Below are 20,434 nucleotides of genomic sequence, written 5' to 3'. Positions count from 1 at the left end.
AAGGCGTTGGTCCGGGAAATTCGATTTGGCACCAGGGAAAGCGATCTGGCGGTGGCCCAGACCCGGCTTGTGATGGGGATCATTGCCAAGGCCCATCCGGAATTTTCCCTCCGCTTGGTCACCATGAAGACCCGGGGGGATCTGTACCCGGAACTCCCCCTGGAAAGCGGCGGAGCCGGCGGGAAAGACCTCTTTACCGGCGCGTTGGAACAGGCCCTTTTAAAAAATGAAGTGGATCTCTGCGTCCACAGCCTAAAGGATATGGCCATGGAACAGGATGATCTGCTGCCCATAGTTGGTATGGCCAAGCGGGGAGACCCCCGGGACATGCTGATCCTGCCCAAAGCTCCCGAAACCGGGAACCCCGAAAATTTCACCGAATTATCCCCTGGAAGGGCGCTTCCCCTCAGACAGCCCGGCATCGCCCCCGTAGGCTGCTCCAGTATGCGGCGGCGGATCCAGCTGTTGGTCCGGGCCCCGGAACTTACCGTCGCGCCCATCCGGGGAAATGTACCTACCAGGCTGGCAAAACTGGATCAGGGACAATTCGGGGCCTTGATCCTGGCCGCCGCGGGCATCCAGCGGCTTGGGATCAAAGACCGGCGGGGGTATTACTTTTCCGTCCGGGATATGGTCCCCGCGGCGGGACAGGGGGTGCTGGCCCTCCAGGGAAGGCGGGGTGAAGATTACGCCTTCCTCGATGCCCTGCGGGACCCGGTTACCGAAGAAGAAGCAGGGACGGAACGGCGGGTCATCCGGACGCTGGGAGGGGGCTGCCACTTCCCCGCCGCCGCCTTTGCCCGGATTTCGGGTACGGAAATAGTCATCATTGCCATATATGCCGCCGGCGCCGCCTCTCCGTTTTATAGAGAAGAAATCTCCGGAGACAGGGACCGGAAATTTGAATTGGCAGAATCTCTGGCCCGGCGGCTCCTGTCCGGACGGGAAGAACAATGAGTACCGGTAAGGTCTGGCTTGTGGGCGCCGGTCCGGGAGATCCCGCTTTCCTCACCCTGAGGGGCCGGGAAGTTCTGGATCAGGCCGAAACAGTGGTCTATGACCGGCTTGTCTCCGAGGAGATCCTCCTTACCCTTCCCCCCAAAGTCCGTCTGATTAACGCCGGCAAAGTCCCCCACCATCATCCCCTTCCCCAGGAGGAGATTAACCGTCTATTAATAGGGGAAGCCCGGAAGGGTAGACGGGTGGTACGGCTGAAGGGAGGGGACCCCTTTCTTTTTGGCCGGGGCGGGGAGGAACTGCTCGCTTTGCGGGATGCGGGTATTCCCGTGGAGGCCGTACCGGGGATCAGCTCGGCCCTGGCGGTCCCCGCCGGGGCGGGGATCCCCGTTACCCACCGGGGACTCAGCTCGGGACTGCACATTATTTCCTGGCATGGGCGGGAGGACGGCCCGCCGGGACCGGAAGTCCTGAGGGGACTTACATCGGTGGGGGGAACCCTGGTAATCCTTATGGGAGGATCTGAGCTGGGGGAGATATCCCATCACCTTATACAGGAGGGCTTCTCCCCGGATGTCCCGGCGGCAATCATTACCGGGGGAACTACCCCCCGGCAGCGCGTGTTCCGCACCCTGCTTGGTTCTTTGGGAAAAGCGGAACCGGAAGAGAACAACGGCCCCCTATTCCCCGGCAGAGCGCCCGTATTGGTGGTGATAGGTCCGGTATGCTCCCTGGGTTACCAAATGCCTGTGGACCGGGTTTATACCGAAGAATCGGCGGAACCCTTTATATCCCTCAAGGGAGCCCGGATGGTGGTAACCCGTCCGGAACCAACTAACGCCGAAACCTGCGGTAAGATCCACGCCCTAGGCGGAGTGCCCATACCTTTCCCCTGTGTCAGGATCCGGCCCGTGTCCGGTTGGGGATCTTCCTGGCGCGAAACCCTCGGGTCCAGTCAATGGCTGGTATTTACCAGCGCCAAAGGGGTCAACTACTTCTTCAATGGATTCCTCAGTTCCGGCGGGGACCTCCGCTTTTTTGCGGAACGTAAATTCGCCGCCGTAGGTACCGCCACGGCGGAAGCTTTGGCCGGGTGGGGTTTTATCCCCGATTGTATGCCTCCGGTTTTTAACGGAACCCAGCTTGGGCTGGCCCTGATAGAACAGATGTCCCCCGGGGAAGAAGCCCTGCTGATCCGTTCCCAGGTCAGTGAAAAGGGCCTCGACAGAATTTTGAAAGAAAGGGCGATCCCTTTTCGGGAATTGGTGGTATATGAGACCCTTCCCGCCGAAGGCAGTTCCATTGCCCGGGACATTATCGGCGAAGGCCGTTTTGATTTTGTACTCTTTTTCAGTCCCTCCGCGGTACCGGTTTTTGCCGCCGCCTGTTCCGGCCAGGGCGTCAAGGCCCTCTGTATCGGAACAGCCACCGCGGTCCGGGCGAAGGGGTTCGGCATGGAAACCTATACCCCGGCGGAAGCCAGTTTTGAAGGACTCTGCCGTTTGGCAGTGGAATTAATCTCCCGCAACGCCTCCCCGAAAACTGACGAGCGGTTCCCTATACCGTAATGGGCTAAAAACACTGATAAAACCACAAACCACACGAGGCTTTTTGTAACTTTTCGGAGAGAGAGGGATTCGGGGTTCTCTCGCAAACTTCCTATTTGCTCCTTCACCCCCGCCTCCAGCTGCTGCCGGCGGCATCCCTGCCGCCTTTTCCTCCTTTCGGTCGGCGCAGCTTCCGGTTCGAATCCCTCCTTAGGAAGGCTTTTTGTAACTTTTCGGAGAGAGAGGGATTCGGGGTTCTCTCGCAAACTTCCTGTTTGCTCCTTCACCCCCGCCTCCAGCTGCTGCCGGCGGCATCCCTGCCGCCTTTTCCTCCCTTCGGTCGGCGCAGCTTCCGGTTCGAATCCCTCCTTTAGAGGCTTTTTGTAACTTTTCGGAGAGAGAGGGATTCGAACCCTCGGTACCCTTCCGGGTACACACGACTTCCAATCGTGCACCTTCGGCCGCTCGGTCATCTCTCCCAATAAATTTGTCCCATAAACATTTTTCATAATCAATCGAATTTTGAAAAACGCTTCAACAACAACACCCCTCCGATCGGCGCAGCTTCCGGTTCGAATCCCTCCTTTAGAGGGATTTTTATGACTTCTCGGAGAGAGAGGGATTCGAACCCTCGGAACCCTCACGGGTTCAACGGTTTTCGAGACCGCCCGATTCGACCGCTCTCGCATCTCTCCTATAATAACCTGATCGCCCTATAATCAGGATTATAATACTTACGAACGCTGGTTCCAAATTCATGGTCCTGCCGGATCATCGGATCTTGGAACTGCCCCAAGGCTGATGAGGCTGAGAGGATTCGAACCTCCGACCTTCAGATCCGCAATCTGAAGACTTCTCAATTCATAAGAAATCACGCTGTATCAATTCGTATTAGAAATATTGCTATTTCCTTATCCTGTATAGAATTACCTATCCAGGAAGTGTCAGTATAGCGCATTATGCGGCAAAGCGTCAAGTGGAAAATTATGCCTTCGAGACTAAAAAGTATCACTTTTGTATCACTCGGGAATTTTCAATCCGGAGGTGAATTTTAGTGTTCCATAACGAAGTGGACTTTACACCATTAGGTAGACACCATTAAGCGACTCTCCCTGAGTTAAACATATCAGGCGCACCATAGTCAAGCGCCAAATGGAGCCGAACCCGATGGTAATAGGCCTCGATGTACATGAATACCAAAGGCCTGAACAATTCCCCTTTCGGCTCATGCTCTGCCTCACCGTCAGATATATCCAGCCCCCTTCCGTCCGCAGATAGGTGAGGTCCGAGACCCATTGCTCCCCGCTACCTGCCGCCTGAGACTCCCGGTTCAGGATGTTTTCGCACACCTCAAGCCCATGGTTCGAGGTGGTCGTGGGGATGAATTTCCCCCTCCGGCGGGCATTTAAGCCGTTTTCCCGCAGTAACCGGGCCACTTTCTTCCGACTTACCCCCTTTCCCATAGTCCCGGCGCAGCATATTTTCGTTGATACCCAAATCCGCCGCTATCCGGCTTACCGGTTTCTCATGTTTTTCGGCCAGCGCTACCGCTTCGGCTTTAAATTCCCGGGGGTATACCCGCTGTTCTTGGTCGTTTTTTCCCATCTTTTCCTCTCCTTCTGTTTACTATACGCTTATTTTTATGTCTATCTGATGGGATACGGTCTAGTGATAAACAGCGAAGAACTGCGGAATTACCCTTCCATAACCCTTCCCAACGGGATGGTAATGGTAAAACAAGTTTCAGAGGCGTTATTCTCTATGTTTTGCTCCGAGGTAACCGCTATCGACCAGCCGTGGGAAGAGACAACCCATTTCACGATTGATAAACCCAGACCCATACCTTCTTCCCGGCGGGATGAACTCCCCCGGTAAAACGCTTCAAAGACATGGGGCAGATCGGTTTTACTTACGCCGGGACCGTTGTCGCTTACGGTTATGTGGATGGTGTTTTCAACCACTATGGCGCCAAGCCGGACCGTGGTTCCGTCGGGGGTATAACGAATGGCGTTATTGACGAGGTTTTCGAGTGCCCGAATGGTAAGGCGTTCATCCAGCGGGACATAAAGGGCGGGGGGTAGCGTGATGTCTATTTCCGTATGGTGGTGAAACAATTCTGCGTCCAGGCTGATCCGTTTGGCAAAACTTTTCAGGAATTCGCTGATGTCTATTTTTTGCAGACGGCTCCTCCATTCTCCGGTATCCATCCGCACAAATTCAAGCAGATCGTTGATCATGCCTTCAAGCTGATCCGCCTTTGAAATGATAATATCCGTGGCGTTAATGCGGGAAACCGGATCATCGGTAATACCGTCTCTAAGCGCCTCGGTATAACCCCTAATCAGGGCCAGCGGGGTTTTGAGGTCGTGGGTAACGCCCATGATGAAGCGGCCGCGGCGGTTTTCTTCCTCTTTAAGGGTGGAGCGCATTTGATTCAAAGAACTGGTCAGGGAGGTAATTTCATTGCTTCCCCGCACATCCACGGTTAGGTCCAGTTCCCCTGCGGCTATCCGCTTGGTGGCGTCTTCAAGAACCAGTACCGATTTGGTGATGGACCGGGCAATGAACAGGGACATGAATATCGCGAATATCACGAGGGCGGCGGGCAGCGCTATGGTACTCACCAGGGGGAACGGAGGTGGCCGGGGCCTGTCCTGCAAGTGGCGGCGGATAAGAATATATTCATGGCCTTCCAGCCAGCCGGGGGATTCAAAGTTGTATCTGTATTGGCTGTTTTTCGTTGTCAGGAGGGAAAATATTGCTTCCTGTGTTCCAATGGCGCCGGTCTTGAAATCGGGAATAGTGGAATAGAGTACCAAAAGATCATCGCGGAAAACAACGAAATCCGCATTGTTCTTTGCGATAAAGCGGGATATGGTTTTCCAGTCCTGACGGCTGATATAGTCCGCAAGTATGACATCATCGTAAACCGGAATTTCCGCCTGCTCTCTTCTTTCAAGAAAATTGAAAAACAGTATCTGTGACAGGACAGACAAAATGGGGACAATGACAATACCGGCTATCAGGAGATGAAACTGGGTTTGAATTTTCATGGAGCCTCCGGTAGATTAAAGCAGTAACCCATACCGAACACGGTTCTAATATAAACCGGATTGGCCGGATCGTCTTCTATTTTTTTTCGCAGCCGCTGTATGTAAACGGCTACGGTGGTAAGGTCCCCATAGGGATTATTCCAGACGCCGGCATAGATGGTTTCGGGATTAAGGGTCCTCCCCGGGTGTTCCGTAAGATAGGCAAGGCAGCCGTATTCTCTGTTGGACAGGGGAATACGCAGATCCGCTTTTTTAAGTATACAGGCGTCATAGTCAAGGACAAAGGGGCCAAAACGGAAAACCCGGCGCGGCTCTTTCTCCTCATAGTCCCGTACCCGGCGGAAAAGGGCCCTGACCCTGGCAACCAGCACCTTGGGAGAAAAGGGCTTTGTTACAAATTCATCGGCCCCTCCGCTCAGGCCGCTTATGAGGTCTTCGTCGCTGTCACGGGCGGAAACAATGAGTACCGGCACACCGTTCCCCGGCCGAATTTTCTGGAGGAATTCAAAGCCGTCCATGCCGGGAAGATTGATGTCCAGAATGATAAGCTCCGGTTTCCATTCTTCCAGGAGGACAAATCCGTCTTCGGCGCTTTTTACCGCGCGGATTTCAAAGCCTTCCCTGGTCAGGTAGAGGGCTATGAGATCGGCTAATTCTTTTACGTCTTCGATGATGAGGATTTTTCCCTGCATATTGCATCCTATAAGAAAGTATAACCAAAACTACCCTTAAACCGCAAGGTAAAAAACAGATATAACAAAAAATTATAAATTATTTATCCCTTGTTTATTAACATTATTCTTGATAGCATTGATATTAGTAAGAATTACCCTCAAACAAAAGGATACGCAGTGAAGAAATATACCGGAATTGAACTTATGGAAACCGCCCCCGTGGGGCCGGCAATCATCCGCCTGGCGTTGCCGATGGTTGCGGCAATGCTCGCCCAGGCGATTTACAACATGACCGATATGTTCTTTATCGGTCAGACCGGAGACCCGAACATGGTTGCGGCAGTTTCCCTGGTATTTCCCTTGTTTATGCTTTCGCAAGCATTAGGAAACGTTTTTGCCACCGGCGGCTCCAGTTATATTTCCCGGATGTTAGGCGCAAAAAAAGACACCGAAGCCCGCCATACTTCCGCCGTATCGTTTTATACCACCCTTGGTGTCGGCGTTATTTTAACCGCCATCCTTTGGATTTTCAAAACACCGGTACTGCGTCTTATCGGCGCAAGTGATGCAACCTTTGCCTATACTGACGACTATTTTTCGGTAACGGTACTTTTTATGGCGGTTGCGGCGGCGGGAGTGGTGTTAAGCGGACAAATGCGCAGTGAAGGCGCAACAGATAAGGCAATGACGCTTCAACTTATCGGTATTGCGCTTAACATCATTCTTGACCCTATTCTGATATTGTGGTGCAATATGGGAACCGCCGGAGCGGCATGGGCGACTGTGGCGGGACAAACCGCCTCATTGATTTATGGGATTTTATACTATCTTGGCAAAAAATCAATCCTTTCGATACGTTTCGCCGATTACAGGCCGAACAATACCATGCTGTTTCAGGTATTATCTATCGGCATACCGGCGGGGTTAGGCAACCTCATTATGAGCGTTTCCAATATACTGGGCAACCGCATTGCGGCAAGTTACGGCGATTTTGTGGTTGCGGGTATCGGTGTTCAAATGAGGATTGCCAGTATGGTTTTTATGCTGGTCTTTGCACTTGTCCAGGGGTATCAGCCGTTTGCGGGATTTAATTACGGCGCAAAAAATTATGACCGCCTGCGAAAAGGTTTTAAGATTGCCCTGCTGTATGCTACGGCGGTTTGTGTCACGGGAAGCTTCATACTCCGCCTGTTTGGTAACACGTTTATCCGCTTCTTTATCAATGATGCAAAAACTATTGAGGCGGGGACGGCGATAATGTATACGTTTATCTGGGGGCTGCCGTTTATAGGTTCACAAGTAACGTTCATGGTCTCGTTTCAGTCTTTCGGGAAATCGGGGCAGGCAATAGTTGTTACACTGGGGCGGCAGCTTTTGTTTTATATTCCCTTTCTTTACCTGCTTAATCATATCTTCGGTTTTAAGGGTTTTATCTGGGCGCAGCCCGCCGCCGATATGCTGACCACCGGAATAGCGGTTTTGTTGAGCCGCCCGCTGTTCAAAATAATGCAGGGGGAAGGCGTTTCTCCGGCGTAAAATTGGTGTTTAGGCCCGCCCGCCGCCGTCCATGGCCGGGGGTGGTGGGGACAAAAAACAGATATAACAAAAAATTATAAATTATTTATCCCCTGTTAATGGTCTTTCCTTTATTATCCTTTTACTTTTTATGTATGAAAAGTAAAGCTTTTTTTTGCGTGATCCTCGCCATCCTTTGTTTTACCGAAGTTCAGGGTCAAAGCAACTCGCCGCAAACATCCCTGACCATTGACGAGGCGGTAAAGATTGCGATGGAGAGAAATCTTGGCCTGCAGCGGAGCAGCCGGGAAACCGCCGGAAAAAAGAGAACCAGCGACCGGTCATGGAACAGCCTGCTGCCCTCCCTGGGCGTCTCAGCGGGGCTCAGTCATCCCAGTTCGGTTACCGGATCAATATCCCCGGAACGGGACGGCTGGACTCCGGGGCTTTCGGTGTCGGCGTCCCTCAACATATCTACCGCGGTGATAGAAAATATAAAAAAGACAAAAGCGGACTACGAGGCGGGGCTTCTAAGCCATGAAATGGCCAGGCAGGAATTGGAATTACAGGTACGGAAACTTTTTTATCAAATTTTACTGTTACAGGCCAATAAGGAACTGGCCTCCCGGGGTCTGGAAAGCGCCCTGGCCCGGTACGAAGAAAGCGCCGCCCTTGCCAGGATTGGACAGACTTCCCGGCTGGATGAGCTATCGGCCCGGGTTGATTTGGAAAACCAGCGGCCCAAGGTACGAAGCGCCGAAACCTTGTACGCGAACGCCCTGGATTCCTTCAAGGCGGTCCTGGGCATTGAACAGGAAACAGAATTACTGCTCTCGGGAAGCCTTGAATATGACGGCAGCGGTGTTATTGCTGAAAGCGGCGGAGATGAGTCGGATTCATCCCTTGAAATGGCGGTGTTACGGCAGGGGATAAAGGCCTTGGAAGCCCAGCGAAAAGCGGCATGGCACGAAGCGTATATACCGACATTGCGGTTTTCCTGGAATGCCAATCCCCTGTACAGTAATAAAACCTGGAATGACAGCGGTTCTTTTTCCATCAGTTTGGGAATCAATATAGACAGCTTCTTACCCTGGTCCGCGGCCAGAACGCAGATGGATGCCTTTTCCGATAGTATTCAATCCTCCCAATTACAACTGGCCGAATCATTAAGAAACCGGGAAGACCGTATCAGGCAGTACGAACGGACGATAAACCAAACCATAGAAACGATAGAAGCCCTCAAACTGAATGTGGAATTGGCGGAAAGCACCTACGAAATGTACGGGGAAGCCTACCGGCAGGGGGCTGCGGATTACCAGAGTCTGCGTAATGCCGCCGACAGCTTATTGCAGGCACAGTATCAGGTTCAGCAGGAATACTACAACCTTATCGCGGCGGTACTGGATGTGGAAAAAGAATTGAACAGGGAATTTACGTTTTAAAGGATTATGGTCAAATAGACTGAAAATCTTCTTCGTCAACCCACATTTCGCACTGGGAGATAACGGTGTTGATCGCTTCTTCTTCCCCTTCCGGGGGATACTTGTACTTTTTGAGCAACCGTTTTACCAGCATCCGCATGGCCGCCCTGGTGCCCTGTTTTCTGTTCCAGTCTATGGTCCTGTTCTTTCGCAAAGATCCGGTTAATTCCTGGGTCATCGCCTTGAGCTGTTCGTTGGTATAATAATCTTTTTGCCGCAGGGGATTTGTCAGGGCGTGATAAAAACTGAGTTCTTCCGGTGCCAGGCCCAGTTTAACCCCTTCCTCATGGGCGGAGGAAATGTCCTGGGCCATTTTTTTGAGTTCGTCGATAACATCGGCATTGGTAATTTGTCCGTTGCGGTATGCATTCATCAGGCGTTGCATGCGCTCCGAAAATTTTTGCGCCTGCACAAAATCTTTCCGCTGGTAAATTTTAACCTGTTCGTCGATAAGTTTTCTTAACAATTCCGCCGCAAGGTTCTTCTCTTTCATGCGGGCGATTTCTTCAAGATACCCTGGAGAAAAAATTGAGAATTCTTCCTGCCTATCGCCGAACAGGTTAATAACCCCTTCGCTCCTGACGCTTTGTTTAAGAAGCTCGCCGATTTGTTCGCTTATTTCCTTAAATGAAAGTTTTCCGGTTCCGGTAAATTTGTTGAGGGCAACCCGTATCGCTTCAAAATAAGCCGCCTCATACCGTTGTTCCCTGTTCAGCAGGCTTTGGCAAAGGGATTTTGCCTGCTTTAACAACAGGGCTTCTTTGCGAAACAACTTTTGCGTATCTTCATCTTTGCCGAGTATAAAATTGATGCCGTCCCGGATTATGTCTGCCCTTTCAGCATCGGAGGCCTTGTCGTCAATGAAAGCCCGCCAGCTAAAGCCGTGAAAAAGTTCGGCGCAGACCAGCAGCTTTTCAGCAAATTTCGGCAGGGCTGTTTTGGCTATATCCATTTCGCCGTAATTCTTTTGGTCCCGTTTGGTATAGTCATTCATGGCCTGCTTGAGCGCGCCCGCGATTCCGATATAATCTACAACAAGACCCCCTTCTTTATCCTTAAAGACCCTGTTTACCCGGGCAATGGCCTGCATAAGATTATGACCCATCATCGGCTTGAACACATACATGGTGGCAAGGCTGGGGACATCAAAACCGGTAAGCCACATATCCACCACAATGGCGATTTTCAAAGGGTCGTCATTGTCCTTGAATTTCTTCGCCAGTTCTTTTTTATGCGTTTTATTTCCTATGATGGCGCGCCATTCTTCGGGATCGTCGTTCCCGGCGGTCATGACGATTTTTACTTTGTCGATCCATGCCGGGCGCAGTTCCAGCACCTTTTTGTAAACTGACAGGGCGATAGGGCGGGAATAGCAGACAATCAATGCCTTGCCGGTAAGCAGGGCGGCGCGGTTATTTTCATAATGATCGATAATGTCCCGGCACAAACTGCTTATGGTTTCCGGCGCGCCAAGTATGGCTTCCATGTTGCCGAGTTCCCGCTTGCTTTTTTCAATGTCCTTTTCATCGGCGTTTAAGGCAAGCTGCTCGTAGGTCTCGTCGATCTTTTTAAGGATTTCTTCTTTAAGGCCAAGATTTATCACCCGGCTTTCGTAGTAGACCGGCTTTGTGGCGCCGTCTTCGACGGCCTGGGTCATGTCGTATATGTCAATATAATCGCCGAATACTTCCCTGGTGTTTTTGTCCCGGCTGGAAATGGGGGTTCCGGTAAACCCGATAAACGCGGCGTTGGGCAGGCTGTCTCTGATAATCCGGGCGGTCCCGGTAACAAGCCGGCCGTCTTTGCGTATCTTTTCGGTAAGGCCGTAATGACTTCGGTGGGCCTCATCCGCCATGACGATGATATTTCTTCGTGTCGATAAAGGTTCCGATGATTCTTCAAACTTTTGAATGGTGGTAAAAAAGATGCCGTTTGCCCCGCGATCATCCAGGAGCCTGTGTAAATCCTTTCTGCTATCCGCCTGTTCCGGGGTTTGGCGCAGAAAATCCTTGCAGGCGGAAAATTGTTCATAAAGCTGATCGTCCAGATTGTTTCGGTCGGTAAGCACAATGATGGTAGGACTTTCCATCGTCTTGTTGAGCAGGGCGGCATAAAACACCATAGACAGGGATTTGCCGCTGCCCTGGGTATGCCAAAATACGCCGCCTTTTCCATTGCCCTTGCCATAGTGAGGAGCAACCTCCGCCGCCTGCAAATAGTCAACGCCGTTCCCGGAATTCGGCACATCCGCAAAACCGGCGGCTATCAATGTTGAAAGGACCGCCTTTTTTACGGCGAAATACTGATGATACGCGGCGAGGATTTTGTTGTCTTCGGGCATATCGTGAGAAAAGAGGATAAAATTTTGCAGTATGTCCAAAAACCGTTTAGGTTCAAGCATCCCTTTGAAGAGGACATCGTATTGGGCGTACTTCGTTTCTTCATAATTTCCGTCTATGGTTTTCCACGCGGCAAAACGGTCAAAGCTGGACGATATTGTTCCCGCCCTGGTTTCCAGCAGATCGCTGATTATGCAAAAGGCGTTGTAGGAAAACATGGCCGGTATCTCCCGCATATAATTCCGTATTTGCCGGTAGCCGTTTTCGATGCCCACATCTTCGTGCATGCAGCTTTTTAATTCGATCAGCACCAGGGGCAGGCCGTTGACAAAAATAACAATATCGGGCCGTTTGTTTTCGTTCTCAATAAAAGTCCATTGATTGATAACCTGAAAAACATTATGGGAAACATGATTAAAGTCTATAAGATGTATGATTTCTGTTTTGGTTTCCCCCTTATCCTGACACGTCACCTCCAGCCCGTTTTGCAGCCATTCGGTAAATGTTTTATTTTTTTGCACCAGGGTTCCGTTTTCAATATTTGTAATTTTGTTGACCGCCTCTTCAAGCGCGGCGTGTTTTGCCCCAGGGTTTATAACGGCCAACTGTTCCGTTAAAACGTCCATGTACAGCGGATTATGATAATCCCGCTCAATATCCGGGCCATATTTGTGTTCATAGCCAAGGGCCTGAATTATCGAGATGACGGCATTTTCGTAGCTGGCTTCGTTAAACACAGGCTTTTTCCCGGTAGTATTCATCGACAATAAACTCGGCATTCTCGTACCACATCAGAGAACGGGGTTCCTGTATTGCCCGGCAGGTATTGGATTCAAGAAATTCCGCATAAACTTCATCGAAACCGCGGTTTTCTTTTTCGGCTATCAGGCTGACGGTCTGCTCGATTTTTTTTAATACAATAAATGAGATGTCTTCTCCTTTCCACAAATAGATGTTTTTTATGCAGTCCATGTATATTTCCTTATAAATTTCAAATAGGACAATGCCTTTTCAGTATGCAGGGAAACCTGGTCATTTAACTTAAAATACTCAAGCCGCCTTAACGCTTCGTCCAGGAAATAATCACCCGACAAATAAAGACCAATGGTATTTACAGTCCGGTCATTTGCCACAGGACCAATAACAACATCAAAAGAATGTTGTACTCCACCTTTTAGGCGATTTTCAACGATAAAATTCAGCCATTCCTCTGTAATGCCATTAAAAGATTTAATATGCAAGTTGTCTGTTTTTTCAAAAGTAAATTCATACAAGAAACAGCCATCCCGCCTGCTGCGATAGTTAAGTATCTCCGCCCATTCTTTTGCCTGTTCTCTGATGGTCGTTGTATAGAACCCCCTGCCAAAATCCCGCTTATCCTTTGCCTTATCCAGAGAGATTTTTTCAAAATCAATATTTGAACCGTGGTACAGCGTCATGTTTGTTTCCATGCCAATACATCTTCACAAAAATAGACTGTTTCGTCAGGATCTTGAGTATGCAGAATTCCATAGTGCTTTCTAATATCAGCGGTGATACCATGTTTTGTGAAAATAGTATACGCGTCCCGGGTTGTTATGTTATGTCTGCGGGCATAGCCTTCCACGGCATAGACGATCATCAGGTTTTCATCACGCCAGGTACTGGCATTTCTGTTTTCAATACCGGTCATGGGTTTCCTCCGGTTTCATAAATTGCCGTCCCATTTTACGGCATTTTCGTAGCTGGCTTCGTTAAACACTTTAGGCATTATAGACGCACCGCTTCACGCTATAAATCCACGTTTTGGTTTTTACGAAAATATTTCACTTTTTCATAAAACACATCAAGCGGCATATCAGCATATAAATCACGCTGCCATTCCGTGTAATCAAATGGCTCGCGAATCATCAACGAAATAAATCGCTCGGCTTCAACAATACCAAGCGCTTTAGACAATATTCTCATACCTTCGCTTTTTAAGACAGTATCAGTCATCATTCAGAATCCTCCTTACAAAATCTATTGGACTTATAACTTCTATTTCCATCTTTTATGAGCTTCTGGACGAGCAGTTTTGATTCTGTTTCCATCACAACTATAAGATTGCTTTGGTCATCAAACGGCCTGTTATAACAACAGTTGTCAAGATATACTCTCATGGTTCTTTTCCCACCTCAATTCTCCCGCTCATCAGACAGTTTCTCCCCGGCTTTCACGAATCCCGGCAATGAGGCTTTTTATATCGCTGGTTATGGCCAAGCCACCCATAACGTGGAGGCCGTCATAGGCCGACTTGATATATGGAATAATATCATACCGGGTGAACAGATCAATCACTTCCCGGCCGGTGAGGTTTTCGTTTTCCTTGTATTCTTCGATGCAATAGGCTATGAAATCGGTTCTGTCGTTCACGCTATGCCTCCTCGGGGAAAGTTATCTGCCCGGTCTCCAATTCCTCGTTTAAAAGCCCGTAAAGCGCGCGGGGGCTTAAATGCCACAATTTGGTGGCTTCTACTTCCAATTTACTGTACAAAAACGATGAGTACAAGAGGCGAAAGGCTTCTTCTTCGCTTACATTCCTGCTTTTCATGATTTCCCGGATCACCAGGGGCACAAGCAGTTCCCGTATGCCTTTGAATTGAGATATATCGTATTCTTTTAATTCTTCCATGGGGCGATCTCCCTGTATCCGATGACTCTGCATATATTCAATGATAACAACAACATATAAACTCCTAATCAAGAGGCGGCAACGTATTATCGCATCTCTGCGCATTAGCATGGGCTAAAACACGACCAACGGACGTAGTATTAAAGGACGCCCCTATTTTATTCCACCATTCCTTTACTTTTTTTAAACTTGGTCTTTCATCCAACAGTTTCATAAACGCTGTTCTGTTTTCCTGAAAAGGAACATCAATTTTCATATATTGCTCAGCAATCAAGGCAACGGCTTGCTTCTGTTGATCGCTTAATTTTTGACTGGTTTTTTGTATATTCCCATTTGATATTACACTAAATTTAAGCGTTAATCCTTTAATCGCTTCTTTATTTATAATGTTTAACCGTAAATGATTTTCTGACAATATGTGTTTAACAACAAAACCATTAGGATCAATTTTATTGTCCTGTAAAATTTTAATTATTTCGTTATGTTGTTCTGAATTTTCCAGAATTCCCTCGCAGGTATAACCTGGTAATTTGTCAGGATAAAATTCTTCAAATTTTTTCAGGTTTCTAAACCTACCAATTCTTATTGCATCTAAAACATCCAAATCATCAAGCCAATCTGTTCCTTCGGGAAGAGTATCGTATATAATACGATTAAACAAATCATCCAGTATATTAAGACCTTCCTCAATATCGCCCGTTTTTGGAATAAATTGAGAAACCGCATAGAATACGGTCAGGCCAAGCAATGCCTTGTCTGGTATCTGATGAACAATATTTACCGCCTTCGAAATACCAATACGCGCACTTCTATCATTTTGTTTAGCGAATCTATGAACAAGCAATTCTGTCAGCAATTTAATATCCGGTTCCCTTTCCGTTGAAGCGGCACCCTTCTGCGCTTCAATCAACAATAATTGAAAATCGGGGTCTATAAACGCATTGAGCGATCCTGTCTCTGCCATCCGGGGGATAAGACATTTCACAAAATTATTTATTCTCTCCGATGCGATTTTTTTCGCTTCGCTTGAAAATTGAGCAATGGCACAGCCAGTCTTCTCATCAAAAATTTCTCGGACACGTTGTTCTGAAATCCCGTTTTGAATAACAAGACTTCCGCCAACACCTATATTGGTCGAATTATTCCCCGCCTTTTGGCTCATTTCCGTCATTTTCTACCCCTCCGGTCATTATCAAATCACCGGCAATTTGAATATTAGTTGAATTCCTGCCGGATTTTTGGGATTGATTTCTTGCATTGGTTTTTTCCCGGTCATGTTTTTTGAAAATCCATCTTAGGAATGTAAAAATACCGCCAAAGACTGCTATGCCAATACCACCAAACACCCATTCTTTGTTTGATATTATCCAATTTAACATAGGGCTATTCCTCCACCTCAACCTCCCCGCTCATCAGCTTTGGCAGCAGGGTATCACGGATGGCGGCGAGAGTACGGGATTGAGTGCAATTTTCTGCAATCAATTTAAATATACCTGAAACGATCCTGTCAAATTCTGACATTACTTCAACAGGAGGCAATATAAAAGTAATGCTTTGGATGTTCTTTATTGGCAGCTTTGATTGTACGGCTCCGACAGTCACATTGCGGATTTGTTCTTTTCCTCTATCAGATGATAAAAACAGAAAAAGCCATGTTGAAATAACACCGTTATAATTTGTGAGTTTGACACAATTTTCAGTTAGGTTTGCAGCGTCAAGCGAGGGATGAACAATGCAAACCAATCCTATTGTTCCAACAATTGAAAGGACCATATCATTTGATGAAACTGTGTATTGAGATATTCCTACCTGTATGTCATCAGGAATGTACTCAACTGATGATGTCATCTGCACAAATACCGTATTATTTAAATCACGAACACGAATGTATGGGTGTTTGTTAGGTACAGTAGATAAGTTTTCGCCCCTTGGCAGACGTTTGCCGCCTTTTACATCGCATACATCCCCTAGCGTCCCCACTCTCCATCCCTTGGGAATTCCACCCAATTCGCTGTCAACAAACTTGCCGCCTTTGAAAGGATCAAAATCCACAAACCAGCTTTTGAAAATCGCCTGTGCCTGTGCCTCAAGGTTGGCGTTTATGCGGTTGTTCAGCTCGATTTTTTCGTCAAGGCAGGAAAGGGTTGTGGCAATGGCGCGTTGGGTGGGGAGCGGGGGAAGAACAATCTCTATTTCTCTTGCTCTTTTTCCGGGAATTTCCATAAATGTTGTGCCAGTACCAATTGCTTGAAGGTATCTTGTATTACCCTTTAACCAATAAAAAAGAAACAGATTGTGTAGTTTTTGTTCATCAACAATGAAACTTTTAAACCCTTGATTTGTACAGAGATTAGTAGAAGCAATGGCAACATAGCCAATAGGCGCTCGTGTAGTTAATAAAACAGTTCCTTCGGGTAGCAATCGGGCTGATGAATTTTCCAGCCCTTTTTGGCTGATACTTCTTTCACCCTTACCAATATAAATATTCGTATAACCAGTTAAATCCTTTGGTGTTATCCATGATATTTCCCCATCCCAATATGCATTGTTCGTGGTACTTAGAGTCCCGCCACCAACGACTTCTGCCACATCCCCCAGCCGTACCGTTTGCCAGTTAGGGTTCATAGCGTATTCCCTTCTTTTGCAATAATCTCTTTGCAATACCCATCCAGCTTCGGCACATCTTCCCGCAGCGTTTCCCATACGGCGGCGCTGTCGAGATATCCGTATCCATGCACAACCACATTCCGCAAACCGATAATGTTTCTCCACGGAATACCGGCATGTGTTTCTCTGAACTCATGTGAAAGATGATTCGCCAATTCCCCAATTTGCAGCAAGCTCATACAAACCGAATTAAAATAATCGGTGTCTTTTGAGAAGGCAGAAAAATCACCAAAGCGTTTCATTGATGAAAAAATAGTTTCGCAGTGTTGAACGATATGGGTCAAAATGTTTTTATCTTTTTCAGTCATTTCCATAAATCTCCACAAACTCCTTTTCTATGGCGTGTTTGAATTCACCGCTTATGCTGTCTGTAGTTACCACATCTACTTTAATCCCAAGCGCTTCCTCCAAGTCAAGATAAAAACCCGATAAATCAACGAGAGTCCGCATTTTACCTTTGATAATACAAATATCAACATCGCTGTTTTGATTTGCTTCTCCCCGCGCATAAGAACCAAAGAGATACGCTTTTTCAACGCCGTATTTATGAGCAATATCAGATACTCGTTTTTTTATTTCACTATTTGACAACATACAAACCAAGCTCCTTTTTCAGTTTGATAAATAACAATTTCGGAATTATCAGATTTCATACGCCTCCCACCATGTTCCCTCGTTTTGAACTGTCAAGTATTCCTTGACAACTGAATCCCGCTTCTATCTGCATGACAAAACCATTACACATAGCCGCAAAATGTTTCTGCGGCCAAAGAGGGGGTAGCGGAGAACACCGCAGGGGCGCGGAGCGCACCGAGGAGTTCGGAGCGAGGGGGAGACTTCCCCCTTTGTATTTTTCCCACGTCTTTACACCTCCCACCCAATCGCCCCCAGCCGTTTTTTGATTTCCTTTTCCAGCTTATGGCTTTCCGCAAAAAGGCCACCCAGTTCGTCCGTCAGCCGTGTCATTTTTTTATCGAAGGGCTCGGCGTCGTTTTCCTGATCCGGGATGCCGACATAACGGCCGGGGGTAAGGATGTAGTCCTGTTTGGCGATTTCTTCGGTGGAGGCGGCGGCGCAGAAGCCTTTTTGGGCCTTGAGCTTTCCTTCGCAGAAGAGGTCCACGGTTTTCGCTATGGCGGCGATGTCCTGGTCCGTCATTTCGCGAAGGCGGCGGCTTACCATGGCGCCCATAGTGCGGGCGTCGATAAAAAGCGTTTTGCCCTGTTGCTTCTTTTTCTTGTTCAGGAACCAAAGGGATACGGGAATCTGGGTGGTGTAAAATAATTGGGTGGGCATGGCGACGATACATTCCACCAGGTCGTCTTCAACTATCGCCTGCCTGATGGCGCCCTCGCCGCCGGACTGGCTTGAAAGGGAACCGTTGGCAAGGACCATGCCCATGCGGCCTTTTGCGCTCAGGTGAAAGATCATGTGCTGGAGCCAGGCAAAGTTCGCGTTTCCCGCGGGGGGCAGTCCGTATTTCCAGCGGACATCGTTTTGCAGTTTATTGGCGCCCCAATCGGAAAGGTTGAAAGGCGGATTGGCAAGGATGAAATCCATTTTTTCAGTTTTATGCAGATCGTTGAAAAACGTGTCGGCGGCGGCTTCCCCAAGGTTTGCCTCTATGCCCCGGATGGCAAGGTTCATCTTGCAGAGTTTCCAGGTGGTGGGATTCGAGTCCTGTCCAAAAACCGAAAGACTGTCGACGCTGCCCTGGGGATGCCATGCGTCCCCGTGATGTTCCACAAAGCGCGCCGATTGAACAAACATACCGCCGGAACCGCAGCAGGGATCATAGACGCGGCCGTTGAAGGGTTTGATGACTTCCACCAGCGTTTTTACCACACAGGCGGGGGTGTAAAATTCACCGGCCAGTTTGCCTTCCTGCTCGGCAAATTTTCCCAGGCAGTATTCGTAGGCGCGTCCCAAAATATCGATGGACCCTTCGTGGGCTCCTTCGCGTCCGCCGCCGTGTTTGTGCATGGAAATATTGGTGAAAATATCGACCACTTCACCAAGGCGGCGTTTGTCCAATTCCGGGCGGGCAAAATTTTTGGGCAGCACGCCCTTCAGCTTTTTGTTTTCTTTTTCAATGGCTGTCATGGCGTCGTCGATGGTTTTGCCTATTTCCGGCGTGTGGGCTTTTGCGCTTATTTTTTTCCACCGGGCGGACGCGGGAACGTAAAAGACCTGCTTTTCGGCATAGGCGTCCCGGTCTTCCTCAAACCCTTCGCCTTCCTCTTTAAGGGTCTTGTAGCGTTCTTCAAATTTATCCGAAAGGTATTTCAGGAAGATGAGGCCCAGGACGACGTGCTTGTATTCGGCGGCGTCGATGTTTCCCCGCAGGACGCAGGCGGCGTCCCATATTGTTTTTTCAAAACCTATTTCGGCGGTATTCTGAGCAGACATATTGATATTCTCCGGCACAGTTTACCATAATGAAAAAATCTATACAATACAAATATAACAAAAAATTATAAACTATTTATCCCCTATTAATGGCCTTTTCCTTATGAACCCTTTATTTTTCATATATGAAAAGAAACACCCTGCTTTACGTTTCAAATTGCCGGTTTTCTGGGAGGCGGTCTTGAAAAAATTGATACTACTCATAATCGTGGCGGTCCTTGCGGCGGGCTTCATATTTATTCCCCCAAAATTGGCGGGCAATAACGCGGCCGCGCCGGGGCCGGGACCGGGTATGGGCGGCAGGCCAGGGGGTCCGGGAAATCAGGGCCAGAATACGGTCTTCGCGGTCCGCACGGCAAATGCGGAACGACGGACTCTCCAGGCTTACATCGAGGTAAACGGCAATATCGTCAGCGAGGAGCAGGTAGCGGTCGTGCCCAATGCCGCGGGCAAATTGGTTTCCATGAAGGTCGGCCTTGGTTCCCTGGTGCAGAAGGGCGTGTTGGTGGCGGAGGTCGATCCTTCCCGTCCCGGTACGGCCTATTCGTTAAGCCCCGTCTATGCCCCCGTTTCCGGAACGGTAGTCTCCAATCCCTTGAGCATAGGCTCTACGGTTTCTACCGCTACAACCTTATTAACCCTGGCAGCGGCGGGTTCCGTAGAAATAGAGGCCGCCATTCCCGAACGGGAGGTGGGGCAGCTTCGTACCGGACTCCGGGCGGATGTATTCCTGGAGGCTTTTCCCGGTGAAGTGTTCCCTGCGGAAGTGATCCGCCTTTCCCCGGTGCTGGATCCGGTTTCCCGGACAAAGCAGATTGTCCTGCGTTTTACCCGTGAAGATCCCCGGATCAATCCGGGAATGTTTGCGCGGATTAAACTTAACACCCGGACCTATCAGGATGTGGTATCCGTCCCCGAAGACGCGATAGTCGAAAGCAGGGGGAAGACGGTGGCCTATGTGGTATCGGAAGAAACAGCGCAGGTAAGCATGCGGGAAATAGCTGCCGGGGTAAGCGTGGACGGGGAAGTGGAGATAAAAAGCGGTCTTAACCCCGGAGAGGCGGTGGTGGTTCAGGGCCAGCAATTTCTTACCGACGGCGCCGCAGTACGGGTAATCGGCAGTAGATAAAGGAGATTAA

21 protein-coding genes and 2 tRNA genes are annotated in these 20,434 nt (G+C 48.9%); 5 read left to right on the top strand and 18 right to left on the bottom strand.

Going from position 1 to position 20,434, the window contains the following annotated elements; genetic code table 11:
• Positions 1–6: 6 nt before the first annotated feature.
• Together hemC and cobA are read left to right on the top strand one after the other, a co-directional pair.
• Positions 7–957 carry a hydroxymethylbilane synthase gene (gene hemC / locus LQZ21_RS06960; protein ID WP_411043559.1) on the top strand — a complete coding sequence of 317 codons (951 nt, stop codon included), beginning with the start codon at positions 7–9 and terminating at the stop codon, positions 955–957.
• Positions 954–2,525: a uroporphyrinogen-III C-methyltransferase gene (gene cobA / locus LQZ21_RS06955; RefSeq protein ID WP_411043558.1), complete on the top strand. Its 1,572-nt coding sequence runs from the start codon at positions 954–956 to the stop codon at positions 2,523–2,525. Before hemC ends, cobA begins: the two co-directional genes overlap by 4 nt.
• Before the next feature lie 371 nt (positions 2,526–2,896).
• Here cobA and LQZ21_RS06950 read toward each other — a convergent pair.
• The 5 genes from LQZ21_RS06950 to LQZ21_RS06930 form a co-directional block, all read right to left on the bottom strand.
• A tRNA-Ser gene (locus LQZ21_RS06950) sits at positions 2,897–2,983 on the bottom strand.
• 129 nt (positions 2,984–3,112) lie between these two features.
• A tRNA-Ser gene (locus tag LQZ21_RS06945) sits at positions 3,113–3,199 on the bottom strand.
• 655 nt (positions 3,200–3,854) lie between these two features.
• Positions 3,855–4,109: a transposase gene (locus tag LQZ21_RS06940; protein WP_411043557.1), complete on the bottom strand. Its 255-nt coding sequence runs from the start codon at positions 4,107–4,109 to the stop codon at positions 3,855–3,857.
• 89 nt (positions 4,110–4,198) lie between these two features.
• Positions 4,199–5,557, bottom strand: coding sequence for a HAMP domain-containing sensor histidine kinase (locus tag LQZ21_RS06935; protein ID WP_411043556.1), 1,359 nt, complete (start codon positions 5,555–5,557; stop codon positions 4,199–4,201).
• On the bottom strand, positions 5,554–6,249 hold the full coding sequence (locus tag LQZ21_RS06930) for a response regulator transcription factor (protein WP_411043555.1): 696 nt from the start codon (positions 6,247–6,249) through the stop codon (positions 5,554–5,556). The genes LQZ21_RS06935 and LQZ21_RS06930 overlap by 4 nt, the downstream gene beginning before the upstream one ends.
• Before the next feature lie 90 nt (positions 6,250–6,339).
• Here LQZ21_RS06930 and LQZ21_RS06925 point away from each other — a divergent pair, with 90 nt between their 5' ends.
• Both LQZ21_RS06925 and LQZ21_RS06920 read left to right on the top strand, forming a co-directional pair.
• Positions 6,340–7,767, top strand: a complete 1,428-nt coding sequence (locus LQZ21_RS06925; protein ID WP_411043554.1) for an MATE family efflux transporter — start codon at positions 6,340–6,342, stop codon at positions 7,765–7,767.
• A 134-nt stretch (positions 7,768–7,901) separates the two neighbouring features.
• Complete coding sequence (locus tag LQZ21_RS06920; protein WP_411043553.1) at positions 7,902–9,188, top strand: TolC family protein; 1,287 nt, start codon at positions 7,902–7,904, stop codon at positions 9,186–9,188.
• 10 nt (positions 9,189–9,198) lie between these two features.
• Here LQZ21_RS06920 and LQZ21_RS06915 read toward each other — a convergent pair whose 3' ends face one another.
• The 13 genes from LQZ21_RS06915 to LQZ21_RS06855 all read right to left on the bottom strand — a co-directional run bounded on the left by LQZ21_RS06915 (position 9,199) and on the right by LQZ21_RS06855 (position 19,295).
• A complete protein-coding gene (locus tag LQZ21_RS06915) occupies positions 9,199–12,303 on the bottom strand; it encodes a type I restriction endonuclease subunit R (RefSeq protein WP_486401689.1) in 3,105 nt (1,034 codons plus the stop codon).
• The gene (locus LQZ21_RS06910; protein WP_411043551.1) at positions 12,296–12,538 is read right to left on the bottom strand and encodes a hypothetical protein; all 243 of its coding nucleotides are present in this window, start codon (positions 12,536–12,538) and stop codon (positions 12,296–12,298) included. Before LQZ21_RS06910 ends, LQZ21_RS06915 begins: the two co-directional genes overlap by 8 nt.
• The gene (locus LQZ21_RS06905) at positions 12,526–13,017 is read right to left on the bottom strand and encodes a DUF3990 domain-containing protein (RefSeq protein ID WP_411043550.1); all 492 of its coding nucleotides are present in this window, start codon (positions 13,015–13,017) and stop codon (positions 12,526–12,528) included. Before LQZ21_RS06905 ends, LQZ21_RS06910 begins: the two co-directional genes overlap by 13 nt.
• Entirely contained in the window at positions 13,002–13,238 is a 237-nt protein-coding gene (locus tag LQZ21_RS06900; protein WP_411043549.1) for a DUF3791 domain-containing protein, read from the bottom strand. Before LQZ21_RS06900 ends, LQZ21_RS06905 begins: the two co-directional genes overlap by 16 nt.
• Before the next feature lie 98 nt (positions 13,239–13,336).
• Entirely contained in the window at positions 13,337–13,546 is a 210-nt protein-coding gene (locus LQZ21_RS06895; RefSeq protein WP_411043548.1) for a hypothetical protein, read from the bottom strand.
• Between the two features lie 192 nt (positions 13,547–13,738).
• Positions 13,739–13,960: a DUF3791 domain-containing protein gene (locus LQZ21_RS06890; protein ID WP_411043547.1), complete on the bottom strand. Its 222-nt coding sequence runs from the start codon at positions 13,958–13,960 to the stop codon at positions 13,739–13,741.
• A gap of 1 nt (position 13,961) precedes the next feature.
• Positions 13,962–14,219 carry a hypothetical protein gene (locus LQZ21_RS06885; RefSeq protein ID WP_411043546.1) on the bottom strand — a complete coding sequence of 86 codons (258 nt, stop codon included), beginning with the start codon at positions 14,217–14,219 and terminating at the stop codon, positions 13,962–13,964.
• Between the two features lie 64 nt (positions 14,220–14,283).
• Positions 14,284–15,390, bottom strand: coding sequence for an LPO_1073/Vpar_1526 family protein (locus LQZ21_RS06880; protein WP_411043545.1), 1,107 nt, complete (start codon positions 15,388–15,390; stop codon positions 14,284–14,286).
• The gene (locus LQZ21_RS06875) at positions 15,359–15,598 is read right to left on the bottom strand and encodes a hypothetical protein (protein ID WP_411043544.1); all 240 of its coding nucleotides are present in this window, start codon (positions 15,596–15,598) and stop codon (positions 15,359–15,361) included. The genes LQZ21_RS06880 and LQZ21_RS06875 overlap by 32 nt, the downstream gene beginning before the upstream one ends.
• A gap of 4 nt (positions 15,599–15,602) precedes the next feature.
• Entirely contained in the window at positions 15,603–16,844 is a 1,242-nt protein-coding gene (locus LQZ21_RS06870; protein WP_411043543.1) for a restriction endonuclease subunit S, read from the bottom strand.
• Positions 16,841–17,194 carry a HepT-like ribonuclease domain-containing protein gene (locus tag LQZ21_RS06865; RefSeq protein WP_411043542.1) on the bottom strand — a complete coding sequence of 118 codons (354 nt, stop codon included), beginning with the start codon at positions 17,192–17,194 and terminating at the stop codon, positions 16,841–16,843. The genes LQZ21_RS06870 and LQZ21_RS06865 overlap by 4 nt, the downstream gene beginning before the upstream one ends.
• Positions 17,187–17,480 (bottom strand): nucleotidyltransferase family protein, encoded by a 294-nt coding sequence (locus tag LQZ21_RS06860; RefSeq protein ID WP_411043540.1) that lies wholly within the window; start codon positions 17,478–17,480, stop codon positions 17,187–17,189. The genes LQZ21_RS06865 and LQZ21_RS06860 overlap by 8 nt, the downstream gene beginning before the upstream one ends.
• Positions 17,481–17,750: 270 nt before the next feature.
• The gene (locus tag LQZ21_RS06855) at positions 17,751–19,295 is read right to left on the bottom strand and encodes a type I restriction-modification system subunit M (protein WP_411043538.1); all 1,545 of its coding nucleotides are present in this window, start codon (positions 19,293–19,295) and stop codon (positions 17,751–17,753) included.
• Between the two features lie 181 nt (positions 19,296–19,476).
• Between LQZ21_RS06855 and LQZ21_RS06850 the strand changes: the two genes are divergently transcribed.
• Positions 19,477–20,424 (top strand): efflux RND transporter periplasmic adaptor subunit, encoded by a 948-nt coding sequence (locus tag LQZ21_RS06850; protein WP_411043537.1) that lies wholly within the window; start codon positions 19,477–19,479, stop codon positions 20,422–20,424.
• Positions 20,425–20,434 lie beyond the last annotated feature (10 nt).

The sequence above is a fragment of the Treponema sp. TIM-1 genome, assembly GCF_046533115.1.
GTDB lineage: Bacteria > Spirochaetota > Spirochaetia > Treponematales > Breznakiellaceae > JAIRMO01.
This window is presented reverse-complemented; position numbering and strand designations above follow the sequence as displayed.